Source organism: Roseibium sp. Sym1 (assembly GCF_027359675.1).
Lineage (GTDB): Bacteria > Pseudomonadota > Alphaproteobacteria > Rhizobiales > Stappiaceae > Roseibium.
The window spans coordinates 5,293,471-5,315,719 of record NZ_CP114786.1 but is presented as its reverse complement, the minus strand read 5'-3'; the positions used below and the strand labels follow the sequence as shown (position 1 = coordinate 5,315,719).

Annotated in this window: 21 protein-coding genes and 2 tRNA genes; 15 read left to right on the top strand and 8 right to left on the bottom strand. The window is 61.6% G+C overall.

All coding sequences use genetic code 11. The features are described 5' to 3' along the window. Positions 1-14 precede the first annotated feature (14 nt). From tssK to O6760_RS24710, 8 genes are read left to right on the top strand one after another with little or no spacing between them, the layout of a single operon-like run. Positions 15-1,349 carry a type VI secretion system baseplate subunit TssK gene (gene tssK / locus O6760_RS24745; RefSeq protein WP_269582314.1) on the top strand — a complete coding sequence of 445 codons (1,335 nt, stop codon included), beginning with the start codon at positions 15-17 and terminating at the stop codon, positions 1,347-1,349. After that, complete coding sequence (gene icmH, locus O6760_RS24740; protein WP_269582313.1) at positions 1,349-2,959, top strand: type IVB secretion system protein IcmH/DotU; 1,611 nt, start codon at positions 1,349-1,351, stop codon at positions 2,957-2,959. Before tssK ends, icmH begins: the two co-directional genes overlap by 1 nt. 21 nt (positions 2,960-2,980) lie before the next feature. Next, positions 2,981-6,637, top strand: a complete 3,657-nt coding sequence (gene tssM / locus O6760_RS24735) for a type VI secretion system membrane subunit TssM (protein ID WP_269582312.1) — start codon at positions 2,981-2,983, stop codon at positions 6,635-6,637. Position 6,638: 1 nt separating this feature from the next. Further along, a complete protein-coding gene (tagF, locus tag O6760_RS24730) occupies positions 6,639-7,319 on the top strand; it encodes a type VI secretion system-associated protein TagF (protein WP_269582311.1) in 681 nt (226 codons plus the stop codon). Further along, positions 7,316-8,080 carry a PP2C family protein-serine/threonine phosphatase gene (locus tag O6760_RS24725; protein WP_269582310.1) on the top strand — a complete coding sequence of 255 codons (765 nt, stop codon included), beginning with the start codon at positions 7,316-7,318 and terminating at the stop codon, positions 8,078-8,080. Before tagF ends, O6760_RS24725 begins: the two co-directional genes overlap by 4 nt. Next, on the top strand, positions 8,080-9,975 hold the full coding sequence (locus O6760_RS24720; RefSeq protein ID WP_269582309.1) for a serine/threonine protein kinase: 1,896 nt from the start codon (positions 8,080-8,082) through the stop codon (positions 9,973-9,975). The genes O6760_RS24725 and O6760_RS24720 overlap by 1 nt, the downstream gene beginning before the upstream one ends. Positions 9,976-10,017: 42 nt before the next feature. Further along, positions 10,018-10,440 carry a biopolymer transporter ExbD gene (locus tag O6760_RS24715; protein ID WP_269582308.1) on the top strand — a complete coding sequence of 141 codons (423 nt, stop codon included), beginning with the start codon at positions 10,018-10,020 and terminating at the stop codon, positions 10,438-10,440. Beyond that, positions 10,437-12,242 (top strand): hypothetical protein, encoded by a 1,806-nt coding sequence (locus O6760_RS24710; protein WP_269582307.1) that lies wholly within the window; start codon positions 10,437-10,439, stop codon positions 12,240-12,242. Before O6760_RS24715 ends, O6760_RS24710 begins: the two co-directional genes overlap by 4 nt. Here the strand turns inward: O6760_RS24710 and O6760_RS24705 are convergent. The 3 genes from O6760_RS24705 to O6760_RS24695 form a co-directional block, all read right to left on the bottom strand. Beyond that, positions 12,234-12,905: a MotA/TolQ/ExbB proton channel family protein gene (locus tag O6760_RS24705; protein ID WP_269582306.1), complete on the bottom strand. Its 672-nt coding sequence runs from the start codon at positions 12,903-12,905 to the stop codon at positions 12,234-12,236. The two genes, O6760_RS24710 and O6760_RS24705, sit on opposite strands and share 9 nt — an antisense overlap. A 33-nt stretch (positions 12,906-12,938) precedes the next feature. Continuing rightward, the gene (locus O6760_RS24700; protein WP_269582305.1) at positions 12,939-13,370 is read right to left on the bottom strand and encodes a hypothetical protein; all 432 of its coding nucleotides are present in this window, start codon (positions 13,368-13,370) and stop codon (positions 12,939-12,941) included. Between the two features lie 69 nt (positions 13,371-13,439). After that, positions 13,440-13,892 carry a DUF1036 domain-containing protein gene (locus tag O6760_RS24695; protein WP_269582304.1) on the bottom strand — a complete coding sequence of 151 codons (453 nt, stop codon included), beginning with the start codon at positions 13,890-13,892 and terminating at the stop codon, positions 13,440-13,442. 149 nt (positions 13,893-14,041) lie between these two features. On the opposite strand from O6760_RS24695, the gene O6760_RS24690 reads away from it, so the two are divergent. Beyond that, a complete protein-coding gene (locus O6760_RS24690) occupies positions 14,042-14,467 on the top strand; it encodes an ExbD/TolR family protein (RefSeq protein ID WP_269582303.1) in 426 nt (141 codons plus the stop codon). An 89-nt stretch (positions 14,468-14,556) separates the two neighbouring features. Here the strand turns inward: O6760_RS24690 and O6760_RS24685 are convergent, their stop codons facing one another. Then, a complete protein-coding gene (locus O6760_RS24685) occupies positions 14,557-16,092 on the bottom strand; it encodes a caspase family protein (protein ID WP_269582302.1) in 1,536 nt (511 codons plus the stop codon). A 482-nt stretch (positions 16,093-16,574) separates the two neighbouring features. Here O6760_RS24685 and O6760_RS24680 point away from each other — a divergent pair, with 482 nt between their 5' ends. Beyond that, a complete protein-coding gene (locus tag O6760_RS24680) occupies positions 16,575-17,429 on the top strand; it encodes a hypothetical protein (RefSeq protein WP_269582301.1) in 855 nt (284 codons plus the stop codon). A gap of 46 nt (positions 17,430-17,475) precedes the next feature. On the opposite strand, the gene O6760_RS24675 is transcribed toward O6760_RS24680, so the two are convergent. Continuing rightward, positions 17,476-17,551: transfer RNA gene (locus O6760_RS24675), tRNA-Glu, on the bottom strand. Between the two features lie 125 nt (positions 17,552-17,676). After that, positions 17,677-18,117: a VOC family protein gene (locus tag O6760_RS24670; protein WP_269582300.1), complete on the bottom strand. Its 441-nt coding sequence runs from the start codon at positions 18,115-18,117 to the stop codon at positions 17,677-17,679. Between the two features lie 56 nt (positions 18,118-18,173). On the opposite strand from O6760_RS24670, the gene O6760_RS24665 reads away from it, so the two are divergent. From O6760_RS24665 to O6760_RS24645, 5 genes are all read left to right on the top strand, one after another. After that, positions 18,174-18,953: an SIR2 family NAD-dependent protein deacylase gene (locus tag O6760_RS24665; protein WP_269582299.1), complete on the top strand. Its 780-nt coding sequence runs from the start codon at positions 18,174-18,176 to the stop codon at positions 18,951-18,953. A 137-nt stretch (positions 18,954-19,090) separates the two neighbouring features. After that, positions 19,091-19,672: a cold-shock protein gene (locus O6760_RS24660; RefSeq protein WP_269582298.1), complete on the top strand. Its 582-nt coding sequence runs from the start codon at positions 19,091-19,093 to the stop codon at positions 19,670-19,672. Between the two features lie 160 nt (positions 19,673-19,832). Next, entirely contained in the window at positions 19,833-20,318 is a 486-nt protein-coding gene (locus tag O6760_RS24655) for a DUF192 domain-containing protein (protein ID WP_269582297.1), read from the top strand. A 99-nt stretch (positions 20,319-20,417) separates the two neighbouring features. After that, positions 20,418-20,494, top strand: a tRNA-Pro gene (locus O6760_RS24650). Between the two features lie 248 nt (positions 20,495-20,742). Then, positions 20,743-21,453 (top strand): hypothetical protein, encoded by a 711-nt coding sequence (locus tag O6760_RS24645; protein WP_269582296.1) that lies wholly within the window; start codon positions 20,743-20,745, stop codon positions 21,451-21,453. Here the strand turns inward: O6760_RS24645 and O6760_RS24640 are convergent. Together O6760_RS24640 and O6760_RS24635 are read right to left on the bottom strand one after the other, a co-directional pair. After that, positions 21,425-21,931: a hypothetical protein gene (locus O6760_RS24640; RefSeq protein WP_269582295.1), complete on the bottom strand. Its 507-nt coding sequence runs from the start codon at positions 21,929-21,931 to the stop codon at positions 21,425-21,427. The two genes, O6760_RS24645 and O6760_RS24640, sit on opposite strands and share 29 nt — an antisense overlap. Before the next feature lie 30 nt (positions 21,932-21,961). Continuing rightward, entirely contained in the window at positions 21,962-22,201 is a 240-nt protein-coding gene (locus tag O6760_RS24635) for a hypothetical protein (RefSeq protein ID WP_269582294.1), read from the bottom strand. Positions 22,202-22,249: the final 48 nt, after the last annotated feature.

The following is a 22,249-nucleotide window of genomic DNA, read 5'->3' as shown; positions in this document are numbered from 1 at the left end:
GGAGCAGTGACTTAATGTCGTGGTATAGCAAGGTTGCATGGACCGAAGGCCTGTTTTTGCGGCCGCACCATTTGCAGCAAAGCGACCGTTACGCGGAACACCTGCTGGATGAGCGGGTGCGGCTCGCGTCTCCCTATCCGTGGGGGTTCTCTGACCTGGAAATCGACCAGGATGTCGGTCAGCAATGCCGATTTGCGTTGCGTTACGGGCGCGGCATCTTTGCCGATGGAACGGTGTTCAACTTCCCTGCCGACGGCACGCCGCCTCCGGCGATCGACGTTCCGGAAGACGCCGCGGGCCAGATCGTCTGGCTCGGGATTCCGGAAACCACGGTCAACGCGGTTGAGGTCGCCAATGGCAAGGATGACGCGGCAACACGTTATGTGCAGAACCGCGAGACCATTATCGATTCCACCTCCGCAATCCGCCAGGAGGAGGAAATCGACGTTGCCCATCCGCGACTGACCTATTCAATCCGCTCGACTCCCCATCCGGGCCAGGTGTGTTTGCCCGTTGCGCGGATCACCGAGATCAAGGACAGGATCGTGATAACGGACGGGGCTTTCGCTCCGCCCGTGCTGGCCTGCCATGTTCATCCTGTGGTCACGGGCTGGATCGATTCCGTGATCGGCTGGGTGGAGCGCAAGCTCAGTGAACTGGCCCGGTACGCAGCCGACACGTCTGCGGGCGGCGGCTTGCAGAACTTCGACTACCTGACCCTTCAGATGCTCAACCGGACCTATCCGCTGCTGATGCATCTGCGAAAGTCGGCCTACGTGCATCCCGAGCGGCTGTATTCTGAGTTTCTCCAGCTTGCAGGTGAACTTGCGACCTTTGCGACGGAAGAGCGCCGGGCGCGCAACTATCCTGTCTACGATCATGACAAGCTGCACGACATCTTCAAGCCGGTGCTGTCGGATATCCAGGCGTTCCTGTCTGCCGGTTACGATCGCCGGGCGATTCGTCTTCCCCTGGAACAGCTTGCTCCGAACGCATTCAAGTCGACGGTGGTCGACCGGAACCTGTTCTCGCAGGCAAGCTTTGTGATCGAGGTGGCGGCACGTCGTCCGCTGACCGAGATCCAGAACGAGTTTCCCAAACTGTTCAAGGTCGGGCCGTTCGGTCAGATGCGCCAGATCGTCTATTCCAACCTGCCGGGCATCCCGCTGATCCACATGCCGGTGCCGCCGGCGCAAATTCGCGCCCTGACGGACCGGGTCTATTTTCGCCTCGACAAGACGACGCCCCTGTGGCGCGAATTCAGCCAGGATTCGGCGGTCGGGCTTCAGTTCTCCGGCAACTGGCCGGACCTGCAGCTTGAATTCTATGCCATCCGGGAGGGCCGTTGATGTCGGACAAGGACGACCCCTTTGGCGTCTCCAAGCGCAAGGGCAAAACCATTGTCATGCCCAATCCGGGCGGTCGATGGAAAGAGGACCAGCCTGCCGGCCCGACCGGGCCGGCAGGGCAGCCTCAACAGCCGCCTCAGTCGCCACCCGCAGCGTCGCCCCAAGGGGCACCTCCGCCGCCGCCACAGCAGCCTCCGGCACAACAGGGGGGGAGCGATCCCTGGCAAAGTGGCGGCGCGGGCAAGGCAGATCCCTATGCCGCGACGCCGGCGGGCTATGAATATGGCCAGCAGCAGGCACCTGATCTTCACACACCTCCGCCGGGGCCCGGCGCAGCGCCTGCGCAACCGCAAGCCGGACCGGCACCACAGTCCGGGCAACTGGCCCACACGCCGGACATCAACCAGATCCGCGTCGCCAACCGCAATCCCATTTCGCGTGCCGCCGCTCCGCTGCTTCTGTTGCTCGGCCGCCTGCACCTGACCATGACCGACGCGCAGTTCGACCAGCTGATGCGCGATGTCTACAACGCCATCAAGACATTCGAAAAAGATCTGCGCAGCGCGGGCATCACGGACGACCAGATCCGCTCGGCGGCCTATGCGTTGTGCGCGACGTCCGACGATATCGTTCAGAACCTGCCTTCTGCCGGACGTCACCAATGGACGCAATATTCCATGCTGACGCAGTTTTTCGGCCAGGCCACCGGCGGGGTCGAATTTTTCCAGCTGCTGGAAAACGCAAAGCAGGACCCCGGTCGCAATTACGGCGTTCTGGAAGTGATGCATGCCTGTCTGTCGCTCGGGTTCTACGGAAAATATCGTGCGATCCAGGGCGGACAGCAGGGACTTGAGCGCGAACGCCGCGATCTTCATGAGATCCTGCGGCGTGTGCGCCCGCGCCCGGGCGATGACCTGTCACCGCATTGGCGCGGCCTTGAACTTCTGCAGCGGCGCACCGGCTTTTCAATTCCGATCTGGTCGGTGGCCGCGGTTGCCGGCGCATTGCTGCTGGGCGGCTATGTCACTCTCCTGCTGCTCCTGTCCAGCGGCAGCGAGGTCGTTGCCGGCCGCGCCGCGTCGCTCTATCCCACGGGGCCTGTCGAACTGGCTCGCGAGGGCTACAGGCCGAAACCGCCTCCGGCCCCGCCACCACCGGAAGACGCTCCGATCGACACGGTTTCCGAACAGCTGGCCGGCCTCGACGGGGTCGAGATCCAGCAGGCCGGTCCGGCCATCATGCTGCGCATGCGCGCCCAGTTCGACGTTGCCGCGGCAACGTTGCGTCCGGAGTTCCAGTTGCTGGTCGAGCAGGTCAGCCAGACTTTGGACAAGGTTGATGGCGAAATCCTCGTTGTCGGACATACCGACAGCGACCCGATCCGCAACAATCCCCGTTTCCCGACCAATTGGCACCTGTCGGTCGAACGGGCCAAATCGGTGGCCGAAGTCATGAAGGCCGTGCTGCAGGCACCCGACCGGGTCGAGGTGGAAGGGCGCGGTGCGGACGAGCCGATTGCCCCCAACACGACCCGGGACGGCAAGGCGCTGAACCGGCGTGTCGAGGTCTTCCTGAAACCGGCAGGCGGCGGCCTGGTCATTAACAACTAGAACCAGAATAAGGCTTTATCGATGAAATTCTGGCTCGGAATTACGGCTATCCTTCTCGGCATACTCGCCCTGGTGGCCCTGATCTGGTTCGGCGGTCCCTTTCTTGCGATTGCGGGCGTGCGCCCGTTTGAGCCTTTGTGGGTACGGTTGCTGCTTGTCTTCCTGATCATTCTTACCGTCGGCGGCTGGCAGGCCTGGCGCATCTACAAGCGGATTGCAGCCAACAGGGCCCTTGAGCGGGAAATCCTGCAGCCCAAGGCCAGCGAAGAGGATCTCCAGATCCTTTCGGAGCGCATGAAGGACGCGCTCAAGACGCTGAAAACATCGAGCGGCAACACCCGCACCTATCTTTACGATCTGCCCTGGTACCTGATGATCGGTCCGCCGGGAGCGGGCAAGACGACGGCGTTGATGCATTCCGGCCTGAAATTCGCCGCCTCGAGAGGCAAGGGGGAGGCGCAGAAGCTGGAAGGGCTCGGCGGCACGCGCTATTGCGACTGGTGGTTTGCCGAAACGGCGGTCCTGATAGATACGGCCGGCCGCTATACCACGCAGGATTCCGACGAGGAGCATGACCGGGAGTCCTGGCTTGGTTTCCTGAACATCCTGCGCAAGGCGCGCCCCCGGCAACCGGTCAACGGCGTGATGGTGTCGATCAGCCTGGAAGACCTGATGACCCTGCCGGACGACGAGTTGAAGGCGCATTCCGACGCAATCCGCGCCCGGCTTATCGAACTCTACAAGACGCTCAAGATCGATTTTCCGGTCTATGTCATCTTCACGAAGGCGGACACGGTTGCCGGTTTCATGGAGTTCTTCGGCTCCTACCCGGAAAGCCGCCGCAATCTTGTCTGGGGGGCAACCTTCCAGACCCGCGAAAAAACCAAGAACATGGTGGCCGAGACACCGACGGAGTTCGACCTGCTGGTCGAACGTCTCAACGAGGAAATGGCGGACCGGCTGCAGGAAGAACCGGACCCGCGTGCCCGGCTCATGCTTTACGGGTTTCCGACCCAGGTGGCGGCGCTCAAGGGTCGTCTGACCGGCTTCCTGAACGCCGTTTTCGAGCCGAGCCGCTATTATCCGAACGCGGTATTGCGCGGGTTCTATTTCACGTCCGGAACCCAGACCGGTACGGCGATCGACCGGGTGATCGGGTCCATGAACCAGGCCTTCGGGACAGCCTACCAGGCCGCCGCGCTGTCCGGTCAGGGCAAGAGCTACTTCCTGCGCGATCTCCTGACCAAGGTGATCATCGGGGAGGCCGGCTGGGTCACGCATAACCGGGCCGCCGTTCGCATGGCCACGGCGACGCGTATCGCCGCCTATGCGGCCATCGCGCTGGTGACCCTCGGCTTCGGCAGCCTCTGGACCATGAGTTACCTCAACAACAAGGAACTGATAGACCAGACAGCACAGGCGGTGGACAGTATCCGGAGCTCCGGCGAAACCGTTTTGGGCGAGCGGATCGTTCGCGACGATGATCTGCTGAGCACTGTTGACGTTCTCAACAAACTCAAGGCGTTGCCGGCGGGCTATGACAGCCGCAATGATCCCACACCGTTCCTGGAGCAGTTTGGCCTCAGCCAGCGTGAACGTCTCGTGGCTGCGGGTGTGACCTCGTACCGGAGTGGCCTGGAAAGATTGCTCCGGCCGCGTCTGCTGCTGCGGATCGAGGACCAGATGGCCTTTGTGCTGGACAACCGCACGGGACCGGGTGGCGAAGACATTGACCGGCTCTACAATCTGGCGAAGCTCTATCGCATGGTGGCGCGCGACGCGCCCGAGATCGACGAAGACCAGATCAAGAACTCTTTCCGGGCGGACTTCCTGCAGAGCTTCCCCGGACCGCAGGGCGAAATCTTTCGCCAGCCGCTGAATGAACACGTGGCGGCCATGCTCGAGCTCGATTTCGGCGGGCGGCCGCTGACCGACCAGCTCGACGGGGTTCTGGTCGCCGAAGTCCAGCGGGAACTGGCGCGCGTCAGCCTGGCCGAACGCGGGTACGCGTTGCTCAAGTCGCGCGCCAACGGTCTGGCGAGCGAGGACTGGATCGCGGAACAGCGTGGCGGCTCGGACATGCAGACGGTCTTCGAAACCGCCAATGGGGACACGCTCGACACCGTACTGGTCGACAAGTTCTTCACCTATGCCGGTTTCCATCTGTCCGTGTTGCCGAACCTTGCCGGTATCCGCGAGGAGCTTGAGCGTGACAAATGGGTCTTCGGCGAGGTGGGCGAGGTCGATGCTTTCGCCGATCAGTACCAGTCGCTTCCGGGCGAGGTGCTGGCCCTTTACACTGAGGACTTCATTGAAGCCTGGGAAACCGCGCTCGGAAACCTGAAGTTCAAGTCGATGAGCGAGGACAAGCCGCTCTACACGACCTTGCGCGCGGTCTCCGCGCCGACTTCGCCACTGGTCCAGCTGCTGGAAAGCCTGCGCCGCGAAACGCTCCTGACCCAGGACCTGTCCAGCGAGGGTATTGCCGGGGCATTGTCGGGCGGGAATGCCCAGGATGCAGGGTCCGAGGCTGCGGAAAAGATTTTCCAGCGTTACGTGCTCGATTCTTCGGGTGGATTGAAGCGTATCGGCCTCGAGGCGGGTCTGAAGGCGCTGGCACCGGACGGACTGTCTGGCGCAATCGGTGGCGCGACCGGCGGTGGCAGTGGCCCCGCGATCATTCCAGGCAAGGCCATCGAGGACCATTTCCGGCCCTATCATGTCCTGGTTGAAGGTGAAAACAGCCGGGCGATCGATGGTCTCCTGCGCAATTTCAACGATATTTCAGAGAACCTGCTGCTGGTTGCCAACAACCCGGTCCAGGCTCAGGACGCCAACGCCAACGTCCAGGTCCAGGCCAAGCTGCTGCGCGGAAATGCTTCCAGATTCCCCAAGCCCTTCGACAGGATGATCGTTCAGGCGGCCGAGGAATTCGACGAGGAGTTCAAGGACAATTCCATCTTCCAGCTCAACGAGCGCCTGAAAGCCGACGTGGTCGATCAGTGCCGGCAGATTGTCGGGCGGAACTATCCGTTTGAAAACGGACGTTCCGAAGTGCCGATGACGGAATTCGCCAAGCTGTTTTCGCCCGCCGGCATCATGCAGCGCTTCTTCGAGCAGAACCTGAAGCCGCTCGTGGACACATCCAACAGGCCATGGACCTGGAAACCGGGCGTGGCACAGGCCGAGCGGCTGTCCAATGCGACCCTGCGCCAGTTCGAGCGCGCCGACCTGATCAAGGAATCGTTTTTCCCGACTGGCAACGCGTTCCCGTCCGTGGGCCTGCAGGTGGTTCCGCGCTCCCTGTCACAGCAGGCGGATTCGGCGAGCCTGGAAGTGAACGGCAACGTCGTGTTCGTCACGCGCGGCGCCGGCTTCAACGCCGACATCCAGCCTGTGCCGGCGAATTTCGACTGGCCCAGCAACACGGCGACGCCGCGTGTCGTTCTGGTGATCCAGCCTGAAGTTCCGGGGTATCGATCCCGTCAGGAAATCCACGGTGACTGGGCATTCTACCGCTTCATCAAGGCCAACCGGGTCAGTTCGGGTCAAAACAAGTTCGTGGTGCGCAAGACCCTCGGCGGGCGCCAGGTGGCGTTCACGATCACGTTGCGGACATCGCCAAACCCGTTCTTCCTGTCGGCGGTCGGAGACTTCAGTTGCCCGACGAGTTTCTAAGATGAGTTGCGGTTACTTCGGCAAGTTGCCGGCCCGCTCGGATTTTGTGATCGGGCAATGCCCGAAAGGCTTTTTGAAACTGTGGGAGCCGTTCCTGATGCAGGGGCTCGCTCAATCCAGGCTGGACCTGGGGGACGCCTGGAAGGAGGCCTACATGACGATGCCGGTCTGGAGGTTTCGGATTTGGCCGGGTGATACCGCAACTGAAACGCAAAAGTTGCCGAAAGCGGTGGCCGGCGCCTTCATGCCGAGCGTGGACAAGGTCGGCCGGGAGTTTCCCTTGACCCTTGTCGCCGCTGCCGAGGGGACGGACGGTGTTCCCATGGAGGACTGGTTCGACGCGGCCGAGGCCATTCTGCTGGGCGCCCTGCGGGAGGAGGCCAGGCTTGAAGACTTTCAAACTGCCATTGCGGACCTTGAGCCGCCCGCGGCTTCGGACGGCGGCGACCTGTTGCAGGACGCGGCCCGGCTGGCGCCATCGCCGGACAGCGACGGGACAGTCAGGTCCAGGTTCAGGTGCCCGGCCGGCGAAACCGAATTTGTCTTTGACTGCGGCGGGTTGCCGGCAGCAGACACGTTCCGGTGGCTGATGCTGCCGGAACACCATTCAGCGCCGGAAGGTCTGGATGCCGTGGCAGGGGAACATCATGGGCGATCTCATCCGGAGGATCATCGAACGTGACGGAGATTCAGGAGGAAACACTGCGGGGTTTCGCCGTCGGCATGACCCATGTCGGCAAGGTTCGCGCAGAAAACGAGGACACCTATTTTGTCGACGAGCAGAAGGGGGTGTTTGCCGTGATGGACGGTGCCGGCGGAATGTATGCCGGGGCGATGGCGTCGGGGCTTGTGCGCGACGCCTTGACCACGATCGCGGCGCCAAGAAGCGGTGAGGATCTGCTCGAGCAGTTCGAAAGCAGATTGATCACCGCAAAGGACCGGATAGAGAGCGCGTCCAGGAATGCCGACGGCGCGCATATGGGAACCACGATCGCCGCCCTCCTGACTTTCCAGAAAAACTTCGCCTGTCTCTGGGCCGGGGACAGCCGTGTCTATCGCCTGCGCAACGGCAAGCTGGAGCAGTTGACGACGGACCACACCGAAGCACAGGAACTCGTCGACCAGAACGTGCTGACGAAGGAAGAGGCCAGGACCTTTGCCAGACGTCATATCATTACACGCGCCATCGGGACGGGGCTGGACCTGGAACTCGAACTTGTATCCGGAAATCTCCGGTCGGGGGACCGGTTCCTGATATGCTCGGATGGTTTGACAGGTCACCTGGATGACAGTGTGATCGGGACCTTATTGATGAACGGCGCAGCCAGTCTGGCGGCGCACGGGCTGATCAACGGGGCCCTGAATGAAGGTGGATCGGATAACGTGACAGTCGTGATCGTGGATGTGGACCGGGCGCCACCGGATGAAGGAGCTCGCAACTGATGAGCCCAGCGGACCAACTGTTGCCGGCCGGAACCCGGCTCAACAATCTCTATGAGATTGAGGAACATATCGCCGACGGCGGTATCGGAACCGTCTACCGGGCCCGGGACGTGGAAAGCGGAGATCCGGTTGCGGTCAAGGTTCTGCTGGCAAACTTTTCCAAGGATCCAATGATCCTGGACCTGTTCAAGCGCGAAGCCAAAATTCTCCGCAAGCTGAAACATGATGCGCTGACACAGTATTACGTCTTTGCCAAGGAACCGACGCTTGGCATCTATTACCTTGCCATGGAATTCGTCGGTGGTCCGTCCCTGAAGACGCGCCTGCAATCGGGACCACTGGAACCGGAAGCCGTGTTCCGGCTGCTCCAGCGCCTGGCATCCGCGCTTCAGGCGGTCCACGACCGGGAGGTCATCCACCGGGATCTGTCTCCGGACAACATCATTCTTCAGAACGGCGACGTCGGCCAGGCGAAGATCATCGATTTCGGTATTTCCAGGGCCAATACCGGCGGACCGACGATCATTGGCGACGGTTTCGCCGGCAAGGTGAACTACGTGTCCCCGGAGCAGGTCGGCATATTCGACGGCAAAGTCACGGCACGAAGCGACATCTATTCGCTCGGATTGGTGATTGCTGAGGCCTTGCTCGGCACCCAGGTCGACATGGGCGGTACGCAGGTTCAGATCGTCGAGAAGCGGCGCCAGATCCCGTCACTGGACGGCATAGACAACCGGTTCCGCCCGCTGCTGGAGGCGATGCTGCAGCCGGATCCGGCAAATCGGCCGGAAAGCATGGCGGAGATTGCCGGCTGGACACTCGGCGCACCGATGCAGCGGCAGGTGGAAGACCGGACAGTGATCAGGCCGTCGTCGCCGCCACCCGAGCAGGCCGCGCTCGACCAGCCTCCGCCCTCGACCAGTTGGGCCAAGCGCGTTCTGGTTGCCCTGTCCTTTTTGGGAATTGCCGGTGTCGGGGCGGCGGGTGTCTATTTCCTCGTTGGTCAGACGGTTCCCGATCAGGATCAGAAACCCGTCCTTGTTGCGTCACCGCGCGAAGACGCGCCAGAGGCTCCGGTGGTTCCGGAAGTTCAGCCCGTCACCCCGCCGGTTGTCGAAACGCCTCCCGAAATCAAAGAACCGGAAACGATTGCCGAACCGCCGGCAATCCCGCCCGGCACGACAGATCCCGGGACCGGACGTCCCGACCAGGAGCGTCCTGAAGTCACGTCCCTGTCGAATGAACAGGTGAACGAGGTTCCGGAGAAGGAAGCCTTGAAACCCGAGGACAAGGTTCGCAATTTCGTGAGCAGCTACCAGGCGGGCGACTGCATGTATCTGCAACCGATCGAAATAGCTGCAAGGCTTGCCGAGATCGAGGGATTTGCCTCGCGCACGCCGCCCTTCATCAGTTTTGACAGCGACTTCACCCAGAGCCAGGGGTTCGAGGCCAAGATCCAGGTTAACCTGGTTTCAGATGCCCAATGTCCCGCGATTTCCTTCCTCAGGGCCACACCGCAAGGCAACGTGAACACCGAACTGCACCTGGACATGCAGCGTACCGTCATCCCGGTCGGCGAGAACATGGCCGGACGCATATCCGGATATGACCCGTCGACGGGAGGACTCGGGCTGGTGTTCGTCAACAGCAAGGGCGAAGTGTCCAACATCTCTCCCTATCTGCAAACGGATGACGGTGGCGCAGGCTTCGTGGTTCCATTGGCCTTGAAGACACCTGCTGAGGAAACCGGTCTGATCATCGCCATGGTGGGTGAGGATATTGCCGGCAGACTGTCCAAGCTGCGTGAAAAGCAGGCGGATGCGTTTTTTGAAAACCTGATGCGGGGGGCACCGGTCTTGCGGGCCACGGCAACTACGGTCAAGGTGGTCCCCTGACCGGAAACGTTCAATCGGACTGTCCCGGTTTTGGGATCGGACATGAAGCGCTACACGAAACCCATTCATCTGCAGGAATTGATCCCCCACCGGCGGGCGGACAGCTCACTCGCGCTGATCAATGTCGTGTTCTTGTTGCTGCTGTTTCTGGTCGTGTCCGGAACTCTCCGGCCGCCGCTTCCGGACGGCTTCGACTGGGCAGAGACAACACAAGGGGAGGGGGCGTCCAGCATCCAGGGCGGACTTGTCCTGACACTGGATGGTGGCGTTTGGGTTGACGGCAGCCGCGTGGAACGCGAGGAACTGAACAAATATCTGGCGGAGGCGGCACGGAGCAGTGACCGTTTGACCGTACAGGTCGACAAACGGGCAAGGATGGAATTCGTCGCTGCACTCGCGAAACAGGCAAGGTCAAGCGGCCTGACGGCGCTGACACTTGTTACGGTGCAGGCGGACGGACCTTGAGCGCGGCGGCCTACAATCTCGAAAACCGCTGGGAGATACCCGCCTATGTCTGGCCGGCCGTTCTCGGAGTGTCAGTCGCACTTCACATCTCCATCTTCCTATTCGGCCTGCCGCTGACGGAGTGGGAAAACGAGCCTGTTGATCCTCCCCTGGAAACCGAGGTCATCATTGAAAGCGGCGGACCGGTCTTCGAGGATGTCGCGCTTGCGGAACCTTCGCCAACAGCCTCAGAGCCTGTCGAGCCCGCGCTGGTCGCGACCCGGCCCGAAGTTCCGCTTGCGCCGGCCGTTCCCTCCGAGTTGAAGGACTTGCAGCCATTGGCTGCCGAGCCCGCGGACGTTTCCACCGTTCCGGTCGAAGAGATCGAAAGCGCGGAAGTCCCAATCCTGTCGCAGGTTGCGCCAAATGAAATTGACATTTCCGAGGTCCCGGAAGTGACCAATGTCGCCCCTGTGCAGGTCCAGGCGATCGAGGTGCCACCGGCGGAAACAATCGAGAGTGTCCCGCCCGAAACAGGTCCGGATCCGGAGGTTGTCGTTGCTGATCCGGCGATCCCTGTCGTATCGCTGTCTCCGGCCGACACTGTTGTTCCGCTTGCGGTCACATCGCCAGCCGTTGCAGAGATAGCCGCCGAAAACGTGACCGATACACCGCTCGCGCAGCCGGACAGGGAAGAGCTCACCACCATCGATGCCGAGGCAGTGGAGGTGATTGCTTCCTCGGAAGAGCGAACGGAGCTGATCGCGGAAACGCCAAACGGGACAGCGTCTCTCATCGTGGACCAGGCGGCGGTGGATGTGGCGGCAGGGCCGCAGGTAGTGAGCGAAACGCCACCGGAAGCGCTGGTCGACGCGGAACCGGTGACGGTTGTGGCTGCGAATCCGGTGCCCGTCATCTCTTCCGAGGAAACCGCACTTCTGGTTGGCGAGACGGAGGAGGTGGTGACCGTTCTGGAAGCTGAGAACACGCAGATCGAGACCGTGTCGCCGCTTGAGCAACAGCTTACCGAGATCGAGCAGGTCGAAACAGAGGTGGCTGCGCTGTCACCGGCGGAGCCTGATACGGCGGCGGTGCCGTCCGTCGAGCTACCTTCGGCTCCCGCCGATATCGTGCCGGCTGCGGAAGTCGCGACGATCGACCCGCTTGCAGACGTCACCAGATACGTCAGCAACTACAATGCCGGTGATTGTGCGCACCTGTCCGTTGTTTCGGCCGGGGCAGACAATGCACAGGTAACGGCCTTCGGACCCGGAATCGGCCCCTTTGCTGTTTTCGACAGGCGGTTTGCGGACGACCAGGGCTACGAGGCGTCCATAGAATTGCGGATCGTAACGCGGCAGCAATGCGCTTTGCTGGATGCGCTCGGAGTGTCCGGAGGCGTCGAGGCGGCCGGACTTGTGGAACTCGACAAGACACTGGTCAAGAGCGGTGCGCTCCTGACCGGTCTGATCCAGCGTGACCTGCCGCTTGCGCGCATTGCCGCGGCCCGGGAGACCGGACTGGATCTGAGTGGGAAGGGACCGCCTGAACTTTACCTGATCGATGACGCCGGACGTATCCATGACGGCCGCGATTACCTGCTACCCGCCTCGAACGCCCGGACGGCGGGCGCGTGGCGTTTCAAGATCCCGGTTCACCTGACCTCGGCCGTGGAGCGGGAAACGGCGCTGATCCTGGCGGTCTGGAACCGGCCGGCGTCCCGCCAGCCGGCGCGTTTCGGCACGTTGCCGTCCGCGCGCATCGCCGCCATCCTGGCGGAACCAGGCGTTTATTCGCTGGCGGCGTTCAAGGTATCACGATGAAACGGTGACAGAGCCCGCACCGGCTGTGAAGACACCGGTCAACAGGACCTCGAGCGCGGCCCGTTCCTTTTCCAGCCGGGTTTCGAACCAGGTCACGGCGACGGACACCGGAATGGCGACGGCGAGGCCGCAGGCCGTGGTTAGAAGAGCCACCCAGATGCCTCCGGCAAGTGTAGACGGGTTCGCCGAGGCGCCCGAATCCTGCAACGTCTGGAACGTCTCGATCATTCCGAGCACCGTGCCGAGGAGGCCGAGCAGCGGTGCAATCTGCGTCACGAGATCGAGCGCTTTCAGCCAGCTGGCGAGCCCAAACAGTCGGTCGGCTGCCCGGGCGGAGATTTCCTCGCGCAGGCGCTCCTCCCTGATGTCCCGCTCCTGGGACGCCATGGGCTGCTGGTCCAGCATGTGGATGGCATCCATGGCACTGCGCACAAGCGCGGCGGACAGGGACCTGTCTTTCAGGAGATTCTGGGCGGCCTTTCCCCTGTCGCCGGAGCGCCATTGGGCCACGGCCTGGCGCACCTGGGAATGACGTCCGACACGGGCCGAAGAGAACTGGAAGACCTTGGCGAGGATCACAGCCAGCGCGGCCACGGATATGGCCAGGAGAATGAGAACGACGGGGCCACCCAGTTCCAGCAGGGAGCTATAGAGTTCAACCATGCGTGTGATGATCCGTTTGGCGCGTCAAAGGGGTCAGTCGCCGAAGCGAATGGGCGTGCGATTGCTCAGGTTCAGGAGATCGGGACAGTAGACATCCGTGATGCTCGCGGGAACACAGTTGGTGACGTTGTTGACGTGAAGGCGGGATATGCTGTTGCATGACTTGCCTGCCAGCGCGAACTGAAGGATCTTGGTCTTTCCGGCTGAAATGCGGGAGAATTTTAGCCCGAGAAACTGGTCAACCAGGCCGTCCTTGTCGAAAGCAACCATCTCCAGGCTCAACTGCTCCACGGGGCGTTCCAGGCCGTTGGTGGCAATGATCGACAGGCGGCAGCCGCCATCGGCGGTTGACTGCAGCTGGTTGAGTTCCAGACTGATCTGGCCGGTTACTTCCTGTGCCTGCGCAGTGGTCGCGCAAGCGACGGCGAAGACCAGACCTGCAATCAAGTGAACGACATTCCGCATCAATTCCCCCCGAAGTGTTCCTGCAATTCCTGTTTCGACCCGGTCACCGGCGCCTGGTACGAGCCCGGGTCAGTCGTAGGACAAAAGCACTGTCCAGTCCGCGGCGCCTTCGGTTTCGATCTGAAAGAAATCGGCCTCGATCAGCCCTCGTTGCCAGCATTGATCGCCATCATACAGAACGAATTTTTCTTCGCGAATGCAAAGGGTAATATCTCCGCCCAGCCTGCCTTCTCCAAAACCGTCAGCGACATGAAGGTAATAGCGGGCATTTCCCAGTGGTTCCTGCAGCACCTGGCTGCAGGCATTCGAAGTAATGGTCCACCATCCCTCGGTGCGCAGGCCGTCCTCGGTCTCGTAGCCGATTGCGACATTCACCAGGTCGACCGATCCGTTGCAGACGCGCAGTCCCGCCTCGGCAGCTCGAGGCACGCAGACGCCCGTTGCGGCGAGGACGAGGATCGGCAACATCCTGCGGCCCGGACGGCGCCGCGACGCCTGACTGTTTCCGGAGCCATTTTTCATTCGCGCAAATTCCGGTGCAATGGATTGGACCTTCACGCTAAGGAAATGCGACACGGCGGTCAATTTCACAATTGAGATTGTGGTCTGTCCGGATCTGGGAAACAATCGCACCACGAACCCGTTCCGCTCCACAGGCAGTGATTAGGTGGATGATCCTGATACCGACCCCCGTTGCAAGACGCAGGCGCATTCCGCTGACGCCGCTGATAGACGTGATCTTTATCCTGATCATGTTCTTTCTGTTGTCGTCGACCTTCGGGACCTGGCGACCGCTTGACGTCTCGCTGGGGCGGACGGCCGCACAACAGGGAACGGTGGCAGCCGCATCGCCGAAGGTTCCATCGGTTCTCATCGTCGTCCGGCCGGCCGGGCAGGAGAGCGGAGCCGAACTGACCGTCAACGGTGTTGACCTTTCCTTTGAGAAACTGGCCGACGAACTCGACCGTCTTGCGGCGCTCGGAGCTTCCAATGCGATGCTTGTTCCGGAAAAGGGCACGGACTTTCAGCAGGTCGTTCGCATCCTGGACGAAGCGCGGTCTTCGAGGTTGGCAAGGGTCAGCCTTCATATGCCGTAAAATCGGCAAGGGAAGCTGCCGGGACGAGATTGCCTGACAAAAAAACGGCCCGGCAAATTGCCGGGCCGATTGTCAGTGTCGGTGCATGATCAACGCCCGATGGCGCCACCGATGATCCCGCCGACAATACCACCTACAAAGGCGGCACCTGCCGGATTGATCCCGCCACCGGTATTGTTGTTTGTGCGCCGGGTCGTGGTCGTGTTGGTCCTGCGCGTCGTGGCGCTGCGGGAGGCGGCAGCCGCCTTCTGCTTGCGGTTCACCTCAGCCTGGTAGGCAGAGTACTGCGTTGCTGTCTGCGTCGTCAGCAAGGCATATTGCGCCGCCGTGAAATAGCCTGTCGGCACGATGCCGTTGGCTGTCTGCCACGAGGTGACACCCGCGCGGGTCTTCGGCCCGAAGGCACCATCGGGACGGCCGACATCGTGGCCGGCCAGGTTCAGGCGGGCCTGCACTTCCCGGCGCGCGGTCCGGTTCCAGCCGAGGGACGCTTCGGTTGCCTGCGTGCCTGGAATGGCCTTTTGCGGGTCCGGAAGGGTTGAGACAATGCCGGACCCGTTGGCAGCGGCGCCGGCCGTCGGGTTGACGGAGGCCACCTGGTTGGCGCTGCCCAGACGCTTGATGGAGTTCCGGGCGAAGTCCGCGAACAGGCCTGTCGGGTAGGCGTCCAGATAGGCTTCATAGTCGGCGACGGTGTTGCTCGACTTGGCGGTTTCCCAGATCAGCTTCTCGCGTTCCCAGGCGATATTCGACTGGGTGGCGGACGGCGTGGTGGCAACGTTGGCCGCCGGCTGCTGCGGAGCCGCGGTGGACGTGTCGCCGAGCGAGGCAACGGTCGTCGACGGCGCAACGGAACGCTTGTTCAGGAACACTTCGCCGATGAGGGACGCGTTCACCCACGGACGCTGGCGTTTCTCGGTTTCTTCGTAGACGTCACCGGTCACACGGGTCATCACGGTCTGGATGGATGCGTTCGGTGTGTCGATGTGCTTGATCAGCGCGGACGTGAAGGGAGAGTTCGTGCCGTCGCCATCAAGGGCGACATCGCCGGGGCTCGTGGCAAAGGCGATCACCGATCCTTCACCACCGGTTTCCTCGATCTTGATCTCTGCAAGACCGGCCCCGACGCTGCCGGAGCGGCTCGGCCCCATGCGGCGGGAAAGGGTGCGTGCCAGCGGATTGTCGCGGCAGGCGTCCAGGAACACCATCTGCACCTTCACGTCCTTCGACATCTGGCGCATGATGAAGTCGACGGTGATGGTTTCGAAATCGAGAGACGTCTCGTCCTCGATCGTCGCGTCGATCGGAACCAGATGGTTCTTGCCGGCGACCTGGAGGCCATGACCGGCATAGAACAGGATCGCGATCTCGGCTCCGTAGGCCTTTTTGGCGAAGTTCATCACCGACCGTCGCATGTCGCTGTAGTTCTGGTCCTGGCCTGCGACGACATCAAACCCGAGGGCGCGCAGCTTCGCAGCCATCTGTTCAGCGTCGTTTGCCGGGTTGGGAAGGGGTACCGTATTCTCATACGCGCCGTTGCCAATCACCAGGGCAACCCGCTTGGCGAGTGCCGGGGCGGTTCCTGCAAGTATTATTGCCAGCACGGCGATCAATCGTTTGAACATGTCCTGTCCTCTCGTAGATCTTTGTTGCCTGTCGGTTGGACCGATCTTGAAGCGAGGTCTGCGTCCTCTTGGAAACAGGAATACCCCGATTGGCACTATGGTTCTGTAATACGCGTCACAGGAACTTGAAATTGGAAATGCTGCCCCTATGACGACGTGCGGCGCAACCGGCCCTACCCGGATCCGCCCTTGTCAAATCACAACCGACTATACGCAAGAGTGTTTCGAAACACCACTTGTCAACGCAATGTTGCTGCCATTTTCAGCATGTTTCTAAACGGATTGTGACCGTATAACGCCCGCGGGCCATGCCAAAGGCGCTTTCTCGCGGCTTTGGACCCGCAATTGGTCCTGGAACCGCCGCCAAACCCAATATTGTGACTTTGATCACCGCCGTCTGCAGCCGGGGTTTGCTAGGGTTGCTGCAACGTGGACCGAGCCGGCGGTCGGAGCGGTTGCCACGATCAGCGGAGGCCGGGCCGATGGCTGGAAAAGCGGATATCTTCAAACATATGAGGCAGGAGCACGCGGGAGTGTTCCTCTCGGCGGCACGTCTTTACAAGGTTGCCATTCTGGTTCGCAGGACGAACACGGCATCGCTGCAGCACATTGGCGAACCCTACGCGACACCCAAACGGCTGGACTGCAAGGCCAAGACCGCGGATTTCGATGTCGCACCGGCCGGCAGCCGCGTGCCGGAGGCCAGGCGCGGCTGTCTGGCCGGTCTGGTGGTTGATCCCAATCTGGTCGGCGCCAGGGCCTATTCCGATGGCAAATACACCAAGGCGATGGAAGCCTGGCGCGCCTTTGTAAGCCAGCTTCGTCCTGAAATGTCGACCTTCGAGAAACAGAAAAGCCTGACATACATTCCGGGCGGGGGACTTTATTTCGTCGAACGCAATCCGGAAGATCCCTTTTTCGGCTGTGTGAAATTCTCCTCGAGTTCACTCATTTCGGCCGGAAAATGCATACATGGCGACTTCGATCTTTACGGCATCGTCGACATGGAGGCGCCTGCCGAGATCGTCCGCGTCAGGGAGGACCGGCTTGGGCAGACCCACGCCCGTTCGCCGAAATTCTTCGATGTACAGAATTTCGTCAACAGCCGCATCGGCGTGACCATGGTGCTGCACGGGTCGCAAGAGACCTATGCTTCGAAACACGAGGATGATGATCTGGATGTGTTTTTCCCGGACGGCCGGATCGATTACGCCGGACCGACGGCTGCGAAGATCGAACAGTTTTATCAGCGGGAGTTTCCGGGACGGACCCTGTTTCGCAAGGACGATCCGGCGCAGCAGGTCAAGGGGCGGTATGTCAGCCCGGGCGCTTCGTGAGCACCTGCGGAAGCTGCTGTTCGTTTCTCATGTGCCGGAAAGAAAATGGCACGCCCAACGGGACTCGAACCCGTGTTTCCGCCGTGAAAGGGCGGCGTCCTAGACCGCTAGACGATGGGCGCGCGGTCGACGCGGCTGCGTCGTGGGGAGGCTTATAGGCGGGAATGGTTCGCCCCGCAAGAGCCTTTGAAACAATTTTTTGCAGGCCCGTGACCCCGGGCCTGCGGCTGTTGAAAACCGGGCTGACCTACCACTCGCCGGTATTGGGCATGGACGCCCATGGTTCTTTGATTTCAAGCGCTTCGCCTTTCTGAAGCAGCTCGAAGGAGATGTTGTCCGGCGAGCGCACGAATGCCATGCGGCCATCGCGGGGCGGACGGTTGATGGTCACGCCCTTTTTCTGGAGGGCATCGCAGAATTCATAGATGTTATCGACCTCATAGGCGAGGTGGCCGAAATTGCGTCCGCCGGAATATTCCTCCGGATCCCAGTTGTAGGTGAGCTCCAGCAGCGGCGCCCCGCTGGCCTTGCCGCTGTCGATATCCTCCGAGCCGGCCAGGAAGATCAGGGTGAAGCGGCCTTTTTCGCTTTCGGTGCGGCGCACTTCGGTCATGCCCATCTTGTTGCAATAAAAATCGAGCGAGTCTTCAATGCTGGTCACGCGGACCATCGTGTGCAAATAACGCATGTCCTATCCTTTTCCTCAGGCGAGGGGTCTTTTAAGTCAGGGCGCGGAACCAGCCGATGAAAATCATAACTAGCCTGCCGGAAGCGCAGGACTTTGTGGCACAGTTCGGGAACGGTTCCTACCGGCAGATCGTGGCCCTGACGGGGGCGGGAATTTCGACGGAGTCCGGCATTCCGGATTTCCGCTCACCCGGCGGGATATGGTCCCGACGCGAGCCGGTTCAATACCAGAACTTTGTCGCCGACAAAACGTCCCGCCTGGAAGACTGGGACCGCCGGTTCGAAATGCAGGACTTTTTCGCGCGCGCCGAACCCAATGATGCCCACCTGGCGCTGACGGCGCTGGCCGGCTCGGGTCTTCTGACCTGCCTGGTCACCCAGAATGTCGATGGCCTGCATCAAAGGTCCGGGTTCCCGGACGACCGCCTGGTCGAAATACACGGCAATTCCACCTACGCGACCTGCCTCGATTGCGGAGCGCATGCCGAACTGGACGATCAGCGGCCGCTGGTCGAGGCCGGAAAAAGCCCGCGCTGCCGCGCATGCGGCGGTCTCCTGAAAGCGGCGGTCGTGAGTTTCGGCCAGCAGATGCCGGAGGAGGCGGTCCACCGGGCGGCCGCCGCCGCGCAGGACTGCGACCTCTTTCTGGTGCTCGGCTCCTCGCTTGTCGTCTACCCGGCTGCACAGCTGCCGGCCCTTGCGGTCCGGAGCGGGGCGGAACTGGTGATTCTCAACGCGCAAGAAACGCCGCTCGATTCGATTGCGTCAACAGTCATTCGAACGCCGTTGGCACAAACATTTGCGAAATTTCGCAAAGAACAGCCGGATATTCCGTAAATGGTCTGTGGTTAGTCCGTTAATTTCCCTTCTCGTCCATAAGCACAATGTTATCCTTTTGTTAGGAATCAGCTGACAGGCGAGTCGATCTTTGTCTTCAGCTGAAGGATGCGGACCAAAGACGGGACAAGAAGGCTATGGGGGTCAAAACCGCTCGGGAACCCCGCGCACTCGATACGCTGACGGAAGACGTTGCCGTTGATGTATTCGAGATCGCCGGAACGATTAAGTGGTTCGATGTCGGCAAGGGCTACGGCTTCATCGTACCGGACAGCGGCGAGGGAGATATCCTTCTCCACGTCACATGCCTGAGGCGGGACGGCTACCAGACCGCCTATGAAGGTGCCCGTGTGGTCTGCGAGGTGCTGGACCGGCCGCGTGGCCTGCAGGCCTTCCGCATCCTGTCGATGGACGAAACGACCGCGACCCATCCCTCGCAATTGCCACCGTCCCGGACCCATGTCCAGGTCGTCGCCGAAAGCGGCTTTGAAAAGGCGACCGTGAAATGGTTCAACCGGGTCAAGGGCTTCGGATTCCTGACCCAGGGCGAGGGCACGGAAGACATTTTCATTCACATGGAAACGTTGCGCCGCTTCGGCATCACCGAGCTCAGGCCCGGCCAGGAGGTGCTGGTGCGCTTCGGCGCGGGGCCGAAGGGCCGCATGGCCGCGGAGATCCGGCCGGTCGGTGCGGGCACGCATATTCCCGCGTCTCACTGACGCCATACCGAAATTTGGTGCGCATCACCTGGGCCGGACATGTTCCGGCCTTTTTGTTTGCCGACGTTTGGCAGGATCCGGTTTTGCCGGTATCAAGGTTTCAGATGGCACCTTCGCTGCCCGGCCTTCAAAGTTCCGTCCCGCTGTCAGGATCTGTCCTATGACCTCTCGATTTTTCCGCAAAGGCCTGCTTGGACTGGCCGCTGTTGTGATCATGGCGTTTTCCGGCGTCGTGGCGCAGGCACAGGCGCCCCAGAGCGGCCTGCCGGTGGAGGAACTCGTCGTGACCTCCGGGGACGGGGAACACCGCTTCCAGGTGGATGTCGCCGCGACGGACAGTCAGCGCTCCTATGGCCTGATGTTTCGCCAGGAAATGGCCGCCGACCAGGGCATGCTGTTCCTGTTCGAAGGCGAGGGCGAGCGCTATTTCTGGATGAAGAACACACCCCTGCCGCTCGACATCATCTATATCGGCGCCAACGGCGAGATCGTCAGCATCGCCGCCGACACCGAACCGTTCTCCCTGGACGCGATCCCGTCCGGCGGGCCGGCGAAATACGTCCTGGAAGTCAATGCCGGCATTGCGAAGAAGCTCGACATCAAAGCCGGTGACACGGTTGCAAGCCCGTCGATCACCGGGGACTGACACGATTTCCCGAAAACGCCTGTCCACATCCCTGCGGGCCCGCACCATTCTCCCTTGACGCCCCGTGCGAACGCGGCTACACCCGCAAAAATCAGGCGTCGGGGTATAGCGCAGCCTGGTAGCGCATCTGGTTTGGGACCAGAGGGTCGCAAGTTCGAATCTTGCTGCCCCGACCATTTTTCTCAAGACATATCTTCAATGCTGCGGCCGTGCCCGGAAGGGCGAGCGGCCACGGCGACGGCGTGCCGGCTCCTCAGCCGCAGGATATCCCAAGTCCCCCGCAAAGGCCGGGATAACTATGGGGAAGCTGCGCCTGCGCCCTTGTGCAACCCGGCGCCGCATAACAGACTGTTCGCACTAGCGTTTCAGATCCTTGGGGAAGGGGCTCTGCCTGCGCGAACGCGCGGGCGGGCCGGGTGGACGGATGCTGCCGGACGGTGACGATCAGGCGACGCTGGATGTGACGGCCGCAATTGCGGCAATCACGTCCAGGGTGGAACAGAGCGGGCTTTCGTTAAAGGAAAGCGCGGACTTCAACCTGTTTGAAAAAACCGTGCGGGCAACCGAAGACAAATACCTGATGGAGGATTTCTCGCCGCGCTTCTTCGATCTGCACGGCGCCACCGCGTTCTGGATCGGCGCCTATAACAGCCACGGCAACGTCGTGTCCGTCCAGGCGGCCAAGATGGAGGATCTGAAGGACCGCAGCCTTGCCGAACACTGGCAGCAGCAGCAACGGCGTATCTTTGTCGATCCCAATCCGCAGGCCCGCTTCGGGACGGAACATGCCCACGACGCCTTTCACATGCGTGGCCGCATCGTTTATCACGGCAACCTGTGGCTCCGAAAGGACGTCCGCGGGCAGGGGCTTGCGGAACCGCTGACGCAGCTTGGCTTTCTGCTGTCCCTGCTGAAGTGGTCCCCGGACTATCTCTACGGACTGATGGCGGCCCGAAGCGCGGAAAAGGGGTTCGGCATCAGGGTCGGCTATCGGCGTTTCGTGCCGCGCGGAACCCATTGGGAGCGGGCCCCCGGCCATGTCAGGCCGGACGACTGGCTGGTCTACGCAACGCGCAGCGACCTGCACGGACTGGCGAAGCTGATTGTCAGAGAGTCCGGCGAAGGTCCTGAATGACGCCCAGATAGGCGCAGAAGCGGATCTGTGAGGTGAGGGCCGGACGGACGGCCAGGATCAGCCGTTCGAAAGCGACTTCGTAGGACTGGCCGTTCACGTGCACCTGTGTGCGGGCATAACCGTAATAGGGGCTGCCCTCGAGCGCGGCGCGGTAGCCGTCGGCCGACGCCGTTTCGAGGTCCGGATCCGGGGTCCGCAAGCCCGTGGCGGGGCTGGACGGCACGGCCCAGTCCTCGCCGAAAAGCGTTCTCTGTCCGCTTTCCTTGCCCACATAGAAAATCGGCGGCGGCGCGCCGCCCACCATCTTGTCCGAACACAGGCTCAGATGGGGCAGGTAGGGTTTGAGGCGTTCCTGGACACCACCGGCAGGCGCGGACATGAGGCTTTCGTAAAAGGCGGACAGCATCGGATCCGCCAGCCCCTTTTCAATGGCTTGCGTCCCGATTTCCGTAAACAGTGCATTTGGGCGCGTCAGCACGGTTGCGGTCTCGCCTCTGGTCCCTTGCGGTTACTTGTCGAACGCCTGCAGGAGCAGGTTCATGACATTGAGAAACTCGTCGCGTTTCTCGGGTGAAAGCTGGTTGGGCTCCGCGACACCATAGTCGAGCGACAGGATCATGTCCCACATCTCGGTGAGATTGGCTTCATCTATCGCGGCCTTCAGGTTCAGCCCTTCTGCCGATATTGGGCGCGCATGTTCGGGAACATAAGATTCCATGCGCTTCAGATATGCGTAGTGCATGTCCATGCCTTGTTTCTTGGGCTGCGCCTGTGAGCGGCCTGCAGGCCGGCCGGA